The organism is Pseudomonas sp. ADAK21, from assembly GCF_012935735.1.
GTDB lineage: Bacteria > Pseudomonadota > Gammaproteobacteria > Pseudomonadales > Pseudomonadaceae > Aquipseudomonas > Aquipseudomonas proteolytica.
In genome coordinates this window covers 33,594-52,952 of record NZ_CP052857.1, presented here as the reverse complement: position 1 = coordinate 52,952, position 19,359 = coordinate 33,594, and the positions used below count along the sequence as shown (strand labels likewise).

Here is a 19,359-nt window from a genome sequence, read left to right as displayed (position 1 = left end):
GCGAGAGTCCCTTAGTTGAGTTGATCAGCGAGGTGGCGGGGCACGGCAATCGGTATTTCCAGCAACTGCTGGGCGAAGGCCTTGCCCTGGGGGTCGATGCGCAGGCTGGCGATACCGCCGCCGCCCAGGGCATTCTCCAAGAGGAAGTTAAGGCTGTGGCTGCCGGGCAGATACCAGCGCTCTACGCGCCCGTGCAGTGGGTCGAGGACGTGGCTCATCCAGTCGACGATCACCTCGGGCGTCAACGCTTCGGCGATCCACGGCAAGTAGTCGGGCCGGCGCGCGATCACGCCGATATTGCTGTGATTGCCCTTGTCACCGGAGCGCGCCACGGCCAGTTTGACCAGCGGCACGCTGGCATCGGCGCGGCCTTCGGGCCGGGGTGGGTCGAGGGGGGCGTGGGGTGTGCCTAAGGCGGCCGTTGCAGGCAGTTCGCAGGGGTAGGACTGCCCTTGGAAGTCGACACTCAGGCTGCAGGCGCGCTTATCGATCAGGAATGAAAACAGGCGGATCAGCGGATACACGGTGGGCCGGCCGCCGACAATGCCAGTCAGCCCCGGCGCCATACCGGTGGCGGCCTGGGCGATCTCCCGGGCGAACAGCACCAGTGCCTGTTTGCTCGGGTGACGCACCGCCAGTTTGAGCACCACTTCGCGGCAGTCCTGGCGCCGGGCGTGGGCGCCGTAGGTGGCTTCGCTGCCGAGCAATTCAATATTGACCTCGGTGTAGGGCGCCCAGCCGCGCTGGCTGAACAGTTCGGCAGTCTTGTTGATGATCGCCTGGCTGACCCGTTCGGCCTTGGCCCGCGCATCGATGCCGGCCAGCAGGCAACTGGCGGTGCAGCGAAAACCGTCGGGGTAGGTGGCACTGACTTTGTACTGGTCGGTCGGTGCCTGCCCTTTGGCGCCGTGCAGGCGCACGCGGTTTTCGCCTTGCTGCTGCAGCGTGACCTGGCTGAAATCGCAAATCACATCCGGCAGCAGATAGGCCCGTGGGTCGCCGATTTCGTACAGCAGTTGTTCGGCGACGCTCAGTTCGCTGATCAGGCCGCCTGTGCCCGGTGCTTTGCTCACGATGAACTGGCCGTCGGCGCTGACTTCGACAATCGGGAAACCGATGTGCTCGTAGTCCGGTACCTCGCGCCAATCGGTGAAATTGCCACCGGTACACTGCGCGCCACATTCGATGATATGCCCGGCCAGTGCGGCCTGGGCCAGGCAGTCGTAGTCCTGCCACGACCAGTTGAACTCATGCACCAGGGCCGCGCTGACCACTGCGCTGTCCACCACGCGCCCGGTGATGACGATATCGGCGCCCAGTTGCAGGGCCTGGACGATGCCCGGTGCGCCGAGGTAGGCATTGGTGGACACGCACATCGCCGGTAAAGGCGCGCCGCTGAACATATCGCTGACGCCCTGCAGTTGCTTGAACTGCGGTTGCAGGTCATCGCCCAGCACCACGGCGATTTTCAATGGCACCCGGGCCTGGTCGCAGGCAGCCTGCAATGCCGCGGCGCAGGCCTGGGGGTGGATGCCGCCGGCGTTGCTGATCACGCGGATGCCCTGACGCTGGATATCGCCGAGCAATGGCGCCAGCACTTCGACAAAGTCCGTGGCGTAGCCGGCCTGGGGATCTTTCATTCGCGCGCCGGCGAGGATCGACATGGTGACTTCCGCCAGGTAGTCGAACACCAGGTAATCCAGCGCGCCGCCTTGCACCAACTGCGCGGCGGCGGTGCAGGTGTCGCCCCAGAATGCACTGGCGCAGCCGATACGAACGGTCTTGTCCATGGGAAGTCCTTCTCTGGAAAATCGCTGGGTCGAGACTACCAAGCAAGCGCTTGGTTTGTAAACTCTGGTCATAACTTTTGCCCAAGCGCTTGCTTGGGTGGCTGCCACGGCCTAAATTGCCGGCCATGACGCAATCAAAGTAGTTGAGGAGAGCAGCATGGATGAGCAAAAAGCCCTGGAGGTGATGCGCACCATGGTGGACGGCGGGCAACTGACCGACCCCGACAGCGCTCGGGGCAAGCTGCTGCAGACCGCGGCTCACTTGTTTCGCAACAAGGGCTTTGAACGCACCACCGTGCGTGACCTGGCCAGTGCCGTGGGGATTCAGTCCGGCAGCATCTTTCACCACTTCAAGAGCAAGGACGAAATCCTGCGGGCGGTGATGGAAGAAACCATCCACTACAACACCGCGATGATGCGTGCCTCTCTGGCCGAGGCGAGCAACGTGCGCGAGCGGGTGTTGGCCCTGATTCGCTGCGAGTTGCAGTCGATCATGGGCGGCAGCGGCGAAGCCATGGCGGTGCTGGTGTATGAATGGCGCTCGCTGTCGGCAGAAGGCCAGGCCCAGGTGCTGGCGCTGCGGGATGTGTATGAGGAGATCTGGCTGCAGGTGCTGGGCGAGGCCAAGCAGGCCGGTTATATCAAGGGCGATGTGTTTATCACCCGGCGTTTCCTGACCGGGGCGTTGTCCTGGACCACGACGTGGTTCCGCGCCCAGGGCAGCATGACCCTCGAGCAATTGGCCGATGAAGCGTTGCTGCTGGTACTCAAGGCCGATTAGGCGTGGCGCACAGGCCATTTATTGTCGGGTAGAAAGTTGTCTCCCCAGACAAAAACGCCTAGCTTAGCGAGATCCAGATTTTGAACGGTGCACGCCTGATGTTTTCGCCATTGCAGCTGGCTGCAGGACTTACAGTATTGGCAATGGGCACCTTGTGGCAGGCGCAGGTTTCGGCGGCCCAATTGGTCCGGATCGGTGCCGCGCATTTTCCACCGTACACCGTGCGCCCGGAGCAGGGCGCCGACACCGGTTTGCTACCGCAACTGCTGGAGGCGCTGAACCGTAGGCAGACCGAGTACCAGTTCGTGCTGGTACCAACCTCCATCCCCCGACGTTTTCGCGATTTCGAGCAGGGCCGGATCGACATGGCCATTTTCGAGAACCCGCAATGGGGCTGGCAGGATATTCCCCATACCAGCGTCGACATGGGCCTGGAGGACGCCGAGATTTTCGTCGCCCAGCGCCAGCCCGGTCGCGACCAGGCATATTTCGCCGACCTCAAGGGCAAGCGCCTGGCGGTGTTCAGCGGTTATCACTACGCCTTTGCCAACTTCAACCCCGACCCCAAGTACATGGCTGCGCAGTTCAACGCCACGTTGACCTATTCCCATGACAGTAACTTGCTGATGGTGACGCGTGGCCGGGCGGATATCGCCCTGGTGACGCGCTCCTACCTCAGTGACTTCATGGTGCGCAATGCGGACACGGCCGGGCAGTTCCTGGTGTCGGAGCGCATCGATCAGGTCTACCACCACTACGCGTTGCTGCGGCCCAAGGCTGCGATCAGTGGCCCGGCGTTTGCCGCATTGCTCAAGGGCCTGCGCGACAGCGGCGAGCTGTTGAAGATCTTCGAGCCGTACCGCATTGAGGTGCTGCCGGTGCCCGACGCGCGGTGATCCGGGAGCTGCCGGCTTAAATTTTTGTGGCTGGTTCACGTCACTTCGACTAACTGTCGACGATTATCGTGAGCGCCCTCTATGCCCAATCCCCAAGACTTGTCAGTCCTGCCACTCCCGGCAGGGCCCGCCCTTAACGCAGACGAAAGTGACGGGCGCCTGACCCTGACCGTCGCCGGCCAGCCCTTGGTGCGCCTGCGCCTGGAGCGTGGCGAAGCATTGCACCTGCACTTGCAAAACCCAGGCGAGGTGCCGTCAGTGCAGGCTTTGTGGGCAGCAGCTTATTGGCTGTTTGCCCGCGAGCCCGAGCGCCAGCAGTTGGCCTGGCATCTTGAGCACGCCCCGGACGAGGCCCTGCGCAGCGGTCTGCTGCTGGCCACGGAGGTGGCGGGGCAATTTCGTTGCGAACGCACCCTGTTCTGGCAATTGCCGCAGCCGTGGCTGGGCCAGGCGTCGAGCGGTGTTTACCCGCAGCAAATGGTCATCAGCACTGGCAAGCGCCATCCCCTGCGTGCGCCCAAGCCGTGCGGCGAAGTCTATCGACGTTTCGATGCGCGCCTGGGCGCCTGGATCTCACTGCGCACGCTGGAGATCGATGTGGACCTGGCGCGCTTCAATCGCTGGCAGAACAGCGCGCGGGTCGCCAACTTCTGGCAGGAAAGCGGCAGCCTGGAGCAGCATCGTGACTATCTGCAGAAGCTTGCAGCCGACCCGCATACCTTGACGTTGATCGGCTGTATCGACGATGAGCCCTTTGCCTATTTCGAGGCGTATTGGGCCAAGGAGGATCGCATCGCGCCGTTCTATGAGGTGGACGACTACGATCGCGGTATCCATATGCTGGTGGGGGAGGAGCATCACCGTGGGCCGCACAAGGTCGCCAGTTGGCTGTCGGCGTTGGTGCACTACTTGTTCCTCGACGACCCGCGCACCCAGCGGGTGGTGGCGGAGCCGCGGGCTGACAACGCGAGGATGATCGGCCATATGCACAACCAGTGTTTCCACTGCGAAAAGGAATTCGATTTCCCCCACAAGCGTGCGGCGCTGATGATCCTGGGGCGGGAGCGGTTTTTTGAGCGGTGTGGGTTGGTCTGAGGGCTACAGGGCAACGAATATCAAATGTTGTGGGAACGGGCTTGCTCGCTCCCACACAAGCTCACCCGTGATTGCAATTGCGTGGTGCTCAGACACGTCGGGCAAAGGTATCGCTATGGGTCCCCGAAACCTTGCGGCAGTGCACCAGCGCGTCGCGGATCATAAAGTTGACCAGGGTCGGCGACACGCCCAGTTCCTTGGCAATGTCCTTTTGCGGCACGCCATGCAGGCGGTACATCTCGAAGGCGTAGCGCGTGCGCTGGGGCAGTTCGGTCAGGGCGTCGGCGATGTTTTCCAGGGTGGAAAAATTGATGTGCGAGGTTTCCGGTGAAGCGCCATGAATAACCACATTCAAGCCTTCCTCTTCCGTCCCGGAGTACTTCAGTTCCAGGGCCTGTTTACGGTAGTGGTCGATAGCCAGGTTGCGCACGATCTGGAACAGGTAGCTCAGTTGCGCCTTGAACGATGAGGTGATCTGCGGTGCCGATTGCAGTCTGAAGTAGGCGTCCTGCACCACGTCTTCGGCGCGGGAACGGCAGCCGGTAATGCGCGCCGCGATCTTGACCAGGATCAGTCGATTATCGACAAACGCCTGGAGTAACGGTGAATCGCACCTGCTTGTGGATACTTGTTCCGTCATGGAAATCACCTTGCTGCAATAAGGTTAGTGGAGGGCATCCCTGCTGAGGCCTCCTACACATCGGGCAACAAATTATTCTTAATGATAATGATTGTCAAATGAGAAGTGGAACTAATCTTATACCGAAATGCAAACTGTGAGGTGCATCTCTTTGTGCGCGGGCCCTGGCCTGGCGACTAATTATTTTGCCGTGCCATCCGTTCTCATTGGTGACAGGCCAGCCAACACGCCGGCCATGGATTTGCACCCGGAGGAGGACGACATGCGTTTGTATCGCGAGAACCCAGCGTTCCAGGCAGGGGTGGTCTGAGATGAGCACGTCGACCCGCTTGCGCCTGTTTTGCCTGCCCTATTCGGGCGCCAGCGCCATGTTCTACAGCCGCTGGCGCCGGGCGTTACCCGAGTGGCTGCAGGTGCGCCCACTGGAGCTACCGGGGCGAGGCATGCGCATGGACGAACCCTTGCAGCGCGATATCAAGGTGCTCGCCGCGCAATTGGCTGGCGAGATCAGTGCCGAACTCGACGGCCCCTACGCCTTGTTTGGCCACAGCCTCGGTGGCTTGCTGGCGTTCGAGCTGGCCCATGCCCTGCGTGAACGCGGGCTGCCTGCGCCCCTGGCGCTGTTTGCCTCGGCCACCGCCGGCCCGGCGCGGCGCGACGTCAGCGAGTACGCCGTGGAAAAAGACGACACCCAGTTGATCGACCGCCTGCGCACGCTCAAGGGCACTCCCGAAGACGCTCTGGCCAACCGTGAATTGATGCAGTTGGCGCTGCCGATCCTGCGCGCCGACTTCCTCTTGTGCGGCAGCTTCCACTACGGCGAGCGCGAGCCGCTGTCGATGCCGATCCATGTGTTCGGCGGCAAGCAGGACGACGTGCGCGCCGACGAGTTGCTCGACTGGCAGGAAGACACCGCCAGCGGTTTCTCCCTGGACATGTTCGAGGGGCATCACTTCTACCTGGTGCAGCAGCAAAGCTCGCTGTTGCGCTGCGTGCGGCGCTATGCCGACGAACATTTGACCCGCTGGCGCCATGGCGCTGCCCGGCGGGCGGCCTTGGCGACCGGCTGAACCCGCCGCCGCGCGCCCACGCCCTCTATCCCCGATTTCCCCGTAAGCCGATTTCAGGCAGGAACCCCTCATGATGGACGCCTTCGAACTTCCCCGCACCCTGGTCCAGTCCCTCCAACGCCGTGCCACGCAGACCCCGGACCAGGTGGCCCTGCGCTTCCTGGCCGAGTCCGCCGACGACACCGTGGTACTCAGCTACCGTGACCTGGACCTGCGCGCCCGCACCATCGCCGCCGCCTTGCAGGCCTCGGCCGGGCTGGGCGAGCGTGCGGTGCTGCTGTTCCCCAGCGGCCCGGATTACGTCGCGGCGTTTTTTGGCTGCCTGTATGCCGGGGTCATTGCGGTGCCGGCGTATCCGCCAGAGTCGACCCGTCGCCATCACCAGGAGCGGTTGCTGTCGATCATTGCCGATGCCGAGCCAAGGCTGTTGCTGACCAGCAGTGGTTTGCGCGACTCCCTGGGGCAAATCCAGGAAGCGCCGCCCTTGCTCTGCGTGGATGAGCTGCACAGCGAAAGCGCTGCCGGCTGGGTCGCACCAGACCTGCAGGACGACGACATCGCCTTCCTGCAATACACCTCCGGCTCCACGGCCTTGCCCAAAGGCGTGCAAGTCACCCACGGCAACCTGGTGGCCAACGAACTGCTGATCCGCCGTGGCTTTGGCATCGACCTCAACCCCGATGACGTGATCGTCAGCTGGTTGCCGCTGTACCACGACATGGGTTTGATTGGCGGCCTGTTGCAACCGATCTTCAGTGGTGTGCCGTGCGTGTTGATGTCGCCGGCGTACTTCCTCGGCCGGCCCTTGCGCTGGCTGGAAGCGATCAGCCAATACCGCGGCACCATCAGCGGCGGCCCGGACTTCGCCTACCGCCTGTGCAGCGAGCGGGTCAGCGAGTCGGCCCTGGAGCGCCTCGACCTGAGCCATTGGCGTGTGGCTTATTCCGGCTCCGAGCCAATCCGCCTGGACACCCTGGAACGTTTCGCCGAGAAATTCGCCCGCTGCGGCTTCACCCCGAACAACTTCTTTGCCTCCTACGGCCTGGCCGAAGCGACCTTGTTTGTCGCTGGCGGCACCCGTGGCCAGGGCATCCCGGCCTTGCGCCTGGACGAACAGGCGCTGGCCGCCAATCGCGCGGAGCCGGGGCAGGGCAGCGCGATCATGAGCTGCGGCACCAGCCAGCCCGAGCATGGGGTGCTGATCGTCGAGCCCCATACCCTGGCGGAACTGGCCGACAGCTGCGTCGGCGAAATCTGGGCCACCGGCCCGAGCATTGCCCACGGCTACTGGCGCAACCCCGAAGCCACCGCCAAGACCTTCGTGCAGCATGCCGGTCGCACCTGGCTGCGCACTGGAGACTTGGGCTTTATGCGTGACGGCGAGGTATTTATCACCGGGCGCCTGAAAGACCTGTTGATCGTGCGCGGCCACAACCTGTACCCGCAAGACATCGAGCAAACCGTCGAGCGCGAAGTGGAAGTGGTGCGCAAGGGCCGTGTCGCGGCGTTTGCGGTGAATGACCAAGGCCTGGAAGGGATTGGCATTGCTGCAGAAATCAGCCGCAGCGTGCAGAAGATCCTGCCGCCCGAAGCCCTGATCAAAGCCATCCGCCAGGCGGTGGCCGAGGCCTATCAAGAGGCGCCGTGCGTGGTGGTGCTGCTCAATCCCGGTGCGCTGCCGAAAACCTCCAGTGGCAAGGTCCAGCGTTCGGCCTGCCGCAATCGCCTGGCCGATGGCAGCCTCGACAGCTACGCGCAGTTCCCCGATCAGGCCGTGCAGGCCGGTGAGGGCGCCTTGGCGTCGGCGCTGCAACAGCAGATCGCCGCGATCTGGTGTGAGCAGTTGCAAGTGCCACAGGTGGCTGCCGATGATCACTTCTTCTTGCTCGGCGGCAACTCCATCAGCGCCACCCAGGTGGTCGCCCGCCTGCGCGAGAGCCTGGGCCTGGAGCTTAACTTGCGCCTGTTGTTCGAAGCGCCGGTGCTGGCTGATTTTGCCGCCAGTGTCGGGCAACTGCAGCAGGATGGCGGCGTGGCCCAGGGCGCAATCAACGCCTTGTCACGCCAGCAGGATATGCCGCAATCCCTGGCGCAGAACCGCCTCTGGATCACCTGGCAACTGGACCCTCACAGCAGCGCCTACACCATCCCCGGCGCGTTGCGCCTGCGCGGCGAGCTGGATGAAGACGCGCTGCAGGCAAGCTTCGCGCAACTGATCCAGCGCCACGAAGCGCTGCGCACGCGTTTCTATGAGCGCGACGGCCAGGGCTACCAGCGTGTCGATGCTCAGCGCGAGTTTGCCGTGCAAGTCATCGACCTGCGCGACTTGCCCGTGGCCGAGCGTGAAGCCCGCGCCGCACAGATCCGCGAGGACGAGGCGCGCACCCAGTTCGACCTGGAGCAGGGCCCGCTGCTGTGGGTCACGCTAGTGCGTCTGGACGATGAGGATCACCAGTTGCTGGTGACGATGCACCACATCATTGCTGACGGCTGGTCGCTGAATGTATTGATCGATGAGTTCTCGCGCCTCTACGCCGCCGCGTCCCAAGGCCAGACCCTCGCGTTGCCAGCCCTGGCCGTGCAGTACACCGACTACGGCAGTTGGCAGCGCCAATGGCTGGCCGAAGGCGAAGGCCAGCGCCAATTGGCCTACTGGCAGCGGCAACTGGGTGATGAACATCCCACCCTGAACCTGGCCACCGATCATCCGCGCTCGGCCCAGCAACGGCACAGCGCTTCGCGCTACAGCGTGCGCCTGGATGCGGACCTCGGCGCAGCCATCCGCCAGACTGCCCAGGCCCACCAGGCCACGCCATTCGTGCTGTTGCTGGCGGCATTCCAGAGCCTGCTGCACCGCTACAGCGGCCAGCGCGATATCCGCATCGGCGTGCCCAACGCCAACCGCGGGCGTCACGAAACCCAGGGCCTGATCGGCTTCTTCATCAACACCCTGGTGCTGCGCGCCGAGGTGGATGCGCGCCTGCCGTTCAGCGAGCTGCTGGCGGCGACCCGCCTGGCGGCCACCGAGGCCCAGGCCCATCAGGACTTGCCGTTCGAACAACTGCTGGAAGCTTTCCCACAGGCCCGGGAACAGGGGCTGTTCCAGGTCATGTTCAACCACCAGCAGCGCGACCTCAGCGCCTTGCGCCGCCTGCCGGGCCTGCTCGCGCAAGAGTTGCCATGGCACAGCCGCGAAGCCAAGTTCGACCTGCAACTGCATAGCGAAGAAGACCGCAGTGGGCGCCTGAGCCTGTCATTCGACTACGCCGACGAACTGTTCGACGCCAGCACTATCCAGCGTCTGGCCGCGCATTTGGTCAGCCTGTTGCAGGCTGTCTGCGCGCAACCGCAACAAGCGCTGGGCGACATCCCGCTGCTGAACGCCAACGAACACGCCCAGCAACGCACCTGGAGCGAGGCGCCGTGCGCACCGGCGCAGCACCTGGTGCCGGAGCAGCTCAACCAACATAGCGACGAGCGCACCGCCCTGGTCTGGCAGGACGCCAGCCTGACCTTTGGCCAACTGCACACCCAGGCCAACCGCCTGGCCCATTACCTGCGTGACAAAGGCGTCGGCCCGGACGTGTGCGTGGCGATTGCCGCCGAGCGCTCGCCACAACTGCTGATCGGCTTGCTGGCGATCCTCAAGGCCGGTGGCGCCTATGTGCCGCTGGACCCAGACTACCCGGCCGACCGGCTGGCCTACATGCTGGCCGACAGCGGCGTGCAATTGCTGCTGACCCAGACCCATCTGCTGCAACAGTTGCCGGTAGCCGAGGGCGTGTCGGTGATCGCCATGGACAGCCTCAAGCTCGACAGCTGGCCGACCCAGGCGCCGGGCCTGCACCTTGATCCCGACAACCTCGCCTATGTGATCTACACCTCCGGCTCCACCGGCCAGCCCAAGGGCGTGGGCAATACCCATGGCGCCCTGGCGGAGCGCTTGCAATGGATGCAGGCCACTTACCAGTTGGATGAAAGCGATGTACTGATGCAAAAAGCACCGATCAGTTTTGACGTGTCGGTGTGGGAATGCTTCTGGCCGCTGATCACCGGTTGCCGCCTGGTACTGGCCGGCCCCGGCGAGCATCGCGACCCCCATCGCATTGCGCAGTTGGTGCAGGAACATGGGGTGACCACCCTGCATTTTGTACCGCCCCTGTTGCAGCTGTTTGTCGATGAACCCCTGGCGGCCGAGTGCACCAGCCTGCGCCGGGTGTTCTCCGGTGGTGAAGCCTTGCCCGCCGAATTGCGCAATCGGGTCCTGGCGCAATGGCCAGCGGTGCAGTTGCACAACCGCTATGGGCCGACCGAAACCGCCATCAACGTCACCCATTGGCATTGCCAGGGTGCAGATGGTGAACGCTCGCCGATCGGCCGGCCACTGGGCAATGTGATTTGCCGGGTACTGGACGCGCAATTCAACCTGCTGCCGGCGGGTGTGCCGGGCGAGCTGTGCATCGGCGGGATTGGCTTGGCCCGCGGTTATCTGGGGCGTGCGGGGCTGACGGCTGAACGTTTTGTGGCCGACCCACTGGGCGCGGCGGGCGCGCGCCTGTACCGCACCGGCGACCGCGTGCGCTGGGCTGCCGATGGCGTGCTGGAGTACCTCGGGCGCCTGGACCAGCAGGTCAAGCTGCGCGGGTTTCGCGTCGAACCGGAAGAAATCGAGGCGCGGCTGCTGGCCCAAGACGGCATCGCCCAGGCGGTGGTGCTGATCCGCGACACCGCCGGCGGTGCGCAGTTGATCGGTTACTACACCGCCAGCGGCGAGTTGGCTGAGCAGGACGTGAAAGCCGCCCTGGCCGCCGAGTTGCCGGAGTACATGGTGCCGGCGCAACTGATACGCCTCGACGCCATGCCGCTGAGCCCCAGCGGCAAGGTGGATCGTCGTGCCTTGCCGGAGCCGGTGTGGCAGGTGCGTGAGCACGTAGAGCCGCAAACCGCGCTGGAACAACAAATCGCCGGGATCTGGCGCACGGTGTTGGGCCTGCCGCGTATCGGCCTGCGCGACGATTTCTTCGCCCTTGGCGGCCACTCGCTGCTGGCCACGCAAATCATCTCCCGTACACGCCAGGCCTGTGATGTGGAGCTACCGCTGCGCACCTTGTTTGAAGCCAGCGAGTTGGGGGATTTTGCCGAGCAGGTCCGCTTGATCCAGGCCAGCGGCCAGCGCAACCAACAGACCGCGATTGGCAAGGTCGATCGCAGCCAGCCGGTGCCGCTGTCCTATTCTCAACAGCGCATGTGGTTCCTTTGGCAAATGGAGCCGGACAGCCCGGCCTATAACGTCGGCGGCATGGCGCGCTTGCGCGGGGTGCTGGATGTGGGGCGTTTCGAGGCGGCGTTGCAAGCCTTGATCATGCGCCACGAAACCCTGCGCACCACCTTCCCGAGCATCGATGGCGTGGCCCGGCAGAAAGTCGCCGCGCAAAGCAGCGTGCGCATGAGCTGGCAGGACTTCTCGGGCCTGACCGAGGCCGAGCGCCAACTGCGCTTGCAGCAACTGGCCGACCAGGAAGCCCACAGCCCGTTCAACCTGGAGACCGGGCCATTGCTGCGCGCCTGCCTGGTCAAGGCTGGCGATCAGGAGCACTACCTGGTGCTGACCCTGCACCATATCGTCACCGAAGGCTGGGCCATGGACATCTTTGCCCGTGAACTCAGCGCGCTGTACGAAGCCTTTATCGATGAGCGCGAATCGCCGCTCGAACCCCTGCCGGTGCAGTACCTGGACTACAGCGTGTGGCAGCGCCAATGGCTGGAGGCCGGTGAGCGTCAGCGCCAGCTCGACTACTGGACCACGCAACTTGGCAACGAACATCCCTTGCTGGAACTGCCCAGCGATCGGCCACGCCCGGCGGTGCAAAGTCATCAGGGCGAGTTGTACCGTTTTGACCTCAGCGCCGACCTGGCCGCCAGGGTTCGCGCCTTCAATGCCGAGCATGGCCTGACCCTGTTCATGACCATGACCGCAACCCTGGCGACGCTGCTCTACCGCTACAGCGGTCAGACCGACCTGCGCATCGGCGCGCCAGTGGCCAACCGGATCCGCCCGGAAAGCGAAGGGCTGATTGGTGCCTTCCTCAACACTCAGGTCGTGCGCTGCCAGCTCGACGGGCAGATGCGCGTCGGCGAGCTGTTTGAGCACGTGCGCCACACCGTGATCGAGGGCCAGTCCCATCAGGACCTGCCATTCGACCATCTGGTGGAAGCCCTGCAACCGCCGCGCAGTGCCGCGTATAACCCGCTGTTCCAGGTGATGTGCAATGTGCAGCGCTGGGAATTCCAGCAAAGCCGGCAACTGGCCGCAATGACCGTCGAATACCTGGCCAACGACGCGCGTGCCACCAAGTTCGACCTCAACCTGGAAGTCACCGACCTCGACCATCGCCTGGGTTGCTGCCTGACCTACAGCACCGACCTGTTCGACGAGCCGCGCATTGCACGCATGGCGGCCCATTGGTGCAACCTGCTGGAGGCGCTGATCGCCGATCCGCAGCAGCGTTTGAGCGAGCTGGCGCTGCTGCAGATCGATGAGCAGCGTGCCCTGCAAGACAGCCTCGGGATCGAGGCCGGCGAGCACCGTCTCGACCAGTGCATCCATCATCTGTTCAGCCAGCAGGTCCAGGCCCGTGGCGATGCTCCGGCGCTGACCTTTGCCGGCCAGACCCTGAGCTACCGCGAGCTGGACAGCCGCGCCAATCGCCTGGCCTGGATGCTGCGCGAACGTGGGGTTGGCCCGCAGGTGCGGGTCGGCCTGGCGCTGCCGCGCTCCCTGGAAATGGTCATCGGCCTGCTGGCGATCCTCAAGGCCGGCGGCGCCTATGTGCCGCTGGACCCGGAATACCCGCTGGACCGCCTGCACTACATGATCGAAGACAGCGGCATCGGCCTGTTGCTCAGCGATGCGGCGATGTTCGATGCCCTGGGCACGTTGCCCGCCAGCGTCAGTTGCTGGTGCCTGGAAGATGACCTGCCGGTGCTCGCCAATTATCCGGCCAGCGACCTGCCGGCGATCAGCCTGGCGCAACATCAGGCGTACCTGATCTACACCTCCGGCTCCACCGGCAAGCCCAAGGGTGTGGTGGTGTCCCACGGTGAAATCGCCATGCATTGCCAGGCGGTGATCGAACGTTTTGGCATGCGCGCAGAGGATTGCGAACTGCATTTTTATTCGATCAACTTCGACGCCGCCACCGAGCGCCTGCTGGTGCCGCTGCTGTGCGGCGCGCAGGTGGTATTGCGCGCCCAGGGCCAATGGGATGCCGAAGAAATCTGCGGGCTGATCCGTGAGCATCGCATCACTATCCTCGGCTTTACCCCAAGCTATGGCAGCCAGCTGGCGCAATGGCTTGCCACCCAAAACCAAACCTTGCCGGTGCGCATGTGCATCACTGGCGGCGAAGCCCTGACCGGCGAGCATTTGGCGCGTATTCGTGCGGCGTTCCAGCCGGCGCTGTTTTTCAATGCCTACGGGCCGACCGAAACGGTGGTCATGCCCCTGGCCAGCCTGGCCCCCGAGGTGCTGGAGGAGGGCGCTGGCAGCGTGCCGATCGGTAGCATCATCGGCGCGCGGGTTGCCTATATCCTGGACGCCGACTTGGCACTGGTGCCCCAAGGTGCCACTGGCGAGCTATTCGTCGGCGGTGCCGGCCTGGCCCAGGGTTATCACCAGCGTCCAGGCATGACCGCCGAGCGTTTTGTGGCTGACCCGTATGCCGATGGCGGGCGGCTCTATCGCACCGGCGATCTGGTGCGCCAACGCGCCGATGGCCTGGTGGAGTACTTGGGGCGGATCGACCATCAGGTGAAAATCCGTGGTTTTCGCATCGAATTGGGCGAGATCGAAACCCGCCTGCTTGAGCATGAGGCGGTGCGTGAGGCGGTGGTCCTGGCCCTCGACGCGCCGAGTGGCAAGCAACTGGCGGCGTATCTGGTCAGCGATGCCAGCGATCACGCCGCCTTGCGCGAGGCGCTCAAAGTGCACCTCAAGGCGCAACTGCCGGACTACATGGTGCCCACGCACCTGATGGTGCTGGACAGCATGCCGCTGACCGCCAACGGCAAGCTCGACCGCCGCGCCTTGCCGCAACCGGACGCCGAGGCCAATCGGCGAGCGTACGTGGCGCCGAGCAATGAGCTGGAGCTGAGCCTCGCCGCGATCTGGTGTGCGGTGCTTAACGTGCAGCAGGTCGGGCTGCACGACAACTTCTTCGAACTGGGCGGTGATTCGATCCTGTCGATCCAGGTGGTCAGCCGGGCGCGGCAGGCGGGGATTCACTTCAGCCCGCGCGACCTGTTCCAGCACCAGACTGTGCAGGCCCTGGCGACGGTGGCCACGCGCAGTGAGCAGATCACGGCCGAGCAGGGTGTATTGACTGGCCCTTCGGGCATGACGCCGATCCAGCATTGGTTCTTCGACAGCCCGATCCCGGCGCGTCACCACTGGAACCAGGCGCTGCTACTGGCGCCGGTGCAGGCCCTCGACCCGCGCCGCCTGGAGCAGGCGCTGCTGGCGGTGCTGGAACATCACGACGCCCTGCGCCTGAGCTTCACCCAGCGCGATGCGCAATGGCATGCCGAGCATCTGGCGGTGCCTGAGGGCGGGGTGTTGTGGCTGGCCCAGGTGACGGATATGCAGCAGTGCGAGGCGCTGTTCGCCGATGCCCAGCGCAGCCTCGACCTGGAGCACGGCCCGCTGCTGCGCGCCTTGCTGGTGGACGGGCCGATGGGGCAGCAACGCTTGCTGATCGCGATCCATCACCTGGTGGTGGACGGCGTGTCCTGGCGTGTATTGCTCGAAGACCTGCAAAACGTCTATCGCCAGTTGAGCGACGGCCAGGCAGTTAGCCTGCCGGCCAAGACCAGCGCATTGCGTGACTGGGCCGCGCGTTTGCAGGCCTATGCCAGCAGTGAATCCCTGCGTGAAGAACTGCGCCTGTGGCAGCAACAGTTGGCCGGCCCGGCGGTTGAACTGCCGGTGGACCGCGCGCACGGTAGCCTGCGCAATCGCGACGCGCAGACCGTCAGCGTGCGCCTGGATGCCGAGCGCACCCGCCAATTGCTGCAGCAGGCGCCGAGCGCCTATCGCACCCAGGTCAACGACCTGCTGCTGACCGCACTGGCCCGCGTGCTGTGCCGCTGGAGCGGGCACGAGTCGACGCTGATCCAATTGGAAGGCCACGGCCGCGAAACCCTGTTCGATGAGATCGACCTGACTCGCAGTGTCGGTTGGTTCACCAGCGCGTACCCGCTGCGCCTGACCCCGCTGGATATCGAGGAGGCCAGCGGCCAGGGCGCATCGATCAAGGCGATCAAGGAGCAACTGCGTGCGGTGCCCCACAAGGGACTGGGCTATGGCGTGCTGCGGTACCTGGCCGACAGCACCTGTCGCCAGGCCATGGCCGCGTTGCCGAGCGCTTCGATTACCTTTAATTACCTGGGGCAGTTCGACCAGAGTTTTGATAGCCAGGCGCTGTTCCATCCACTGGAAGCGTCTGCCGGCCCGGCCCATGATCCGGATGCGCCGCTGCCCAACGCCTTGAGTGTGGACAGCCAGGTGTATGGCGGCGAATTGGTGCTGCGCTGGACCTTCAGCCGTGAGCGCCACGACCAGCAGACCATCAGCGAACTGGCCGATGCCTACCTGGGCGAGTTGCAAAGCCTGATCGCCCATTGCCTGCGCGACGACGCCGGTGGCCTGACGCCGTCCGATTTCCCCCTGGCGCACCTGACCCAGGCGCAGCTGGATGCGTTGCCGGTGCCGGCCAGCGCCATCGAGGACGTGTACCCGCTGACACCGATGCAGGAGGGTTTGCTGTTGCATACCCTGCTGGAGCCGGGCACCGGGCTGTACTACATGCAGGACCGCTACCGCATCAACAGCGAGCTCAACCCCGAGCGCTTTGCCCTGGCCTGGAAAGCCGTGATCGCCCGGCACGAGGCCTTGCGTGCGTCGTTCTGCTGGAATGTCGGCGAAGACATGTTGCAGGTGATCCACAAGCCCGGCAGCACGCCCATCGAATACCTGGACTGGACCGGTACCCCGGCCGAACAACAGGAGCCACGCCTGCAAGCCCTGCTCAAAAGCGAGCGCGAGGCCGGTTTCGATCTGCTCAACCAGGCACCGTTCCACCTGCGCCTGATCCGCGTCGGCGAAGCCCGCTACTGGTTCATGATGAGCAACCACCACATCCTGATCGATGCCTGGTGCCGCTCGTTGTTGATGAATGACTTCTTCGATATCTACATGGCCCTGGGTGAAGGCCGCGAGGCGCAGTTGGCAGCGCCGCCACGCTATCGCGACTATATCGCCTGGCTGCAACGCCAGAACCTGGCCGAGGCGCGGCAGTGGTGGCAACAGAACCTGCAAGGCTTTGAGCGCACCACGCCCATTCCGAGCGACCGGCCATTCATGCGCGAACACGCCGGCCATAGCGGCGGCATGGTGGTGGGTGATTGCTACACCCGCCTGGATGTACGCGACGGTGCGCAATTGCGCGAGCTGGCCCAGGCTCATCAGTTGACCGTGAACACCTTCGCCCAGGCGGCGTGGGCCTTGGTGCTGCGGCGCTTGAGCGGCGAGCGTGACGTGTTGTTCGGCGTCACCGTGGCCGGGCGCCCGGTGGACATGCCGCAGATGCAGCGCACGGTCGGCCTGTTTATCAACAGCATCGCCCTGCGGGTCAAGGTGCCTGAGGACGATCAGCCGTGCAGCGTGCGCCAGTGGTTGAGTACCTTGCTCGACAGCAATATGCAGCTGCGCGAATACGAGTACCTGCCGCTGGTGACGATCCAGGAGCACAGCGAACTGCCCAAGGGCCAGCCGCTGTTCGACAGCCTGTTTGTATTTGAAAACGCCCCGGTGGAAGTCTCGGTACTGGACCGCGCGCAAAGCCTGAATGCCACCTCGGACTCGGGCCGCACCCACACCAACTTCCCGCTGACGGCCGTGTGCTACCCAGGTGATGACCTGGGTCTGCACCTGTCCTACGACCAACGTTATTTCGATGAAACCACCGTGCAAGGCATGCTCGCTGAGTTCAAGCGCCTGCTGCTGGCGCTGGTGCAGGGCTTCCATGGCGACATGGCCGCCCTGCCGCTGATCGGCGAGCAGGAGCGTGAATTCCTGGTGGACGGTTGCAACCAAAGCGCTCATGACTACCCGCTGGAGCGCAGCTACGTCGAACTGTTCGAAGAGCAAGTGGCGCAGCATCCGCAGCGCATTGCCGCCAGTTGCCAGGACCTGCGATGGACCTATGCCGAGCTCAACCAGCACAGCAACCGCCTGGGCCATGCGCTGGTCGCGGCGGGTGTCGGCCTGGATCAGCCGGTGGCACTGCTGGCCGAGCGTGGCCTGGATCTGCTGGGCATGATCATCGGCAGCTTCAAGGCCGGAGCGGGTTACCTGCCGCTGGATCCTGGCCTGCCGACCCAGCGTTTGAGCCGGATCATTGACTTGAGTCGCACGCCATTGTTGGTGTGCACCCAGGCCTGCCATGAACAGGCGCAGGTACTGCTCGAAGATTTTGCCTGTGGCGCGCGGCCCAAGTTGCTGGTGTGGGAAGACGTGGAGGGCGCGGATACCAACCCGGGCATCTATAGCAGCGGGGACAACCTCGCCTATGTGATCTACACCTCCGGCTCCACCGGGCTGCCCAAGGGCGTGATGGTCGAACAGCGCGGCATGCTCAACAACCAACTGAGCAAGGTGCCGTACCTGCAACTGAGCGAGCAGGATGTGATCGCCCAGACGGCCTCGCAGAGTTTTGATATTTCTGTGTGGCAGTTCCTCGCTGCGCCGCTGTTCGGCGCGCGGGTGGACATCGTGCCCAACACCATTGCCCATGACCCGCAGGGTTTGCTGACCCATGTCCAGGCCCAGGGCATCACGGTTCTGGAAAGCGTGCCATCGCTGATCCAGGGCATGCTCGCCCAGGACCACATCAACCTGGATGGCCTGCGCTGGATGTTGCCGACCGGCGAAGCGATGTTGCCTGCGTTGGCGCACCAATGGCTGTTGCGCTACCCGGATATCGGCCTGGTCAACGCCTACGGCCCGGCGGAGTGCTCGGATGACGTGGCGTTCTTTCGCGTGGACCTGGCCTCGACCCGTGGCACCTACCTGCCGATTGGTACACCGACGGATAACAACCGTTTGTACTTGCTCGATGGCGCGCTGGAGCTGGTGCCGCAAGGTGCGGTCGGTGAGTTGTGCGTGGCCGGCACCGGCGTAGGGCGCGGGTATGTCAGCGATCCGCTGCGCACCGCCCAGGTGTTTGTGCCGGATCCGTTTGGTGCACCGGGGGAGCGGTTGTACCGCACTGGCGACCTGGCGCGTCGGCGCAGTGACGGCGTGCTGGAGTACGTCGGGCGTATCGATCATCAGGTGAAGATTCGCGGTTATCGCATTGAACTGGGTGAAATCGAAGCACGCCTGCATGAACAGCCCGAAGTGCGCGACGCCGCGGTGGGTGTGCAGGAAGGCGTGAATGGCAAGCACCTGGTCGGCTACCTGGTGGCGAGCGAGGCCAGCCTCAACCCCGGTGAGCGCCTGGACCGCATCAAGCAACGCCTGCGTGCCGAACTGCCGGAGTACATGGTGCCGTTGCATTGGCTATGGCTGGAGCGCCTGCCGTTGAACGCCAACGGTAAACTCGACCGCAAGGCCTTGCCGGCCCTGGAAATCGGCCAACTGCACAGCCAGGACTACTTGGCCCCGCGCAGCGAGCTGGAGCAAACCCTGGCCACGATCTGGGCCGAGGTGCTGAAGGTCGAGCAGGTGGGCGTGCTGGACAACTTCTTCGAATTGGGTGGGCACTCGTTGCTGGCCACGCAAATCGCCTCGCGCGTGCAGAAAACCCTGCAGCAGGATGTACCGCTGCGGGCGATGTTCGAATGCAGCACGGTGGCGGAACTGGCGACCTATATCGAAGGCTTGGCGGCCAAGCAGATCAGCGCCGGGACGGTGGATCGGTTGAGTGATTTGATGGCGGAGCTGGAGGGGCTTTAAGGCTGGTGGTCGTTTCCCAGGAGCGCTTCGGGGGGGCGACGTCGCTGGTCGGTTGGATAGGGTTTTTCGTGG

Annotated in this window: 7 protein-coding genes; 5 read left to right on the top strand and 2 right to left on the bottom strand. The window is 64.2% G+C overall.

The window, feature by feature from the left end; all coding sequences use genetic code 11:
- Window positions 1-11 precede the first annotated feature (11 nt).
- Window positions 12-1,790, bottom strand: coding sequence for an acyclic terpene utilization AtuA family protein (locus HKK57_RS00210; protein ID WP_169389597.1), 1,779 nt, complete (start codon window positions 1,788-1,790; stop codon window positions 12-14).
- 157 nt (window positions 1,791-1,947) lie between these two features.
- Between HKK57_RS00210 and HKK57_RS00205 the strand changes: the two genes are divergently transcribed.
- From HKK57_RS00205 to HKK57_RS00195, 3 genes are all read left to right on the top strand, one after another.
- The gene (locus tag HKK57_RS00205; protein ID WP_070995948.1) at window positions 1,948-2,571 is read left to right on the top strand and encodes a TetR/AcrR family transcriptional regulator; all 624 of its coding nucleotides are present in this window, start codon (window positions 1,948-1,950) and stop codon (window positions 2,569-2,571) included.
- Between the two features lie 98 nt (window positions 2,572-2,669).
- Entirely contained in the window at window positions 2,670-3,467 is a 798-nt protein-coding gene (locus HKK57_RS00200) for a substrate-binding periplasmic protein (RefSeq protein WP_169389596.1), read from the top strand.
- 81 nt (window positions 3,468-3,548) lie between these two features.
- Entirely contained in the window at window positions 3,549-4,562 is a 1,014-nt protein-coding gene (locus HKK57_RS00195) for a GNAT family N-acetyltransferase (protein ID WP_029298129.1), read from the top strand.
- Between the two features lie 88 nt (window positions 4,563-4,650).
- Here HKK57_RS00195 and HKK57_RS00190 read toward each other — a convergent pair whose 3' ends face one another.
- The gene (locus HKK57_RS00190) at window positions 4,651-5,202 is read right to left on the bottom strand and encodes an RNA polymerase factor sigma-70 (RefSeq protein WP_029298131.1); all 552 of its coding nucleotides are present in this window, start codon (window positions 5,200-5,202) and stop codon (window positions 4,651-4,653) included.
- A gap of 311 nt (window positions 5,203-5,513) precedes the next feature.
- Between HKK57_RS00190 and HKK57_RS00185 the strand changes: the two genes are divergently transcribed.
- A complete protein-coding gene (locus HKK57_RS00185) occupies window positions 5,514-6,272 on the top strand; it encodes a thioesterase II family protein (protein ID WP_104912009.1) in 759 nt (252 codons plus the stop codon).
- Between the two features lie 70 nt (window positions 6,273-6,342).
- Entirely contained in the window at window positions 6,343-19,287 is a 12,945-nt protein-coding gene (locus tag HKK57_RS00180) for a non-ribosomal peptide synthetase (protein ID WP_169389595.1), read from the top strand.
- Window positions 19,288-19,359 lie beyond the last annotated feature (72 nt).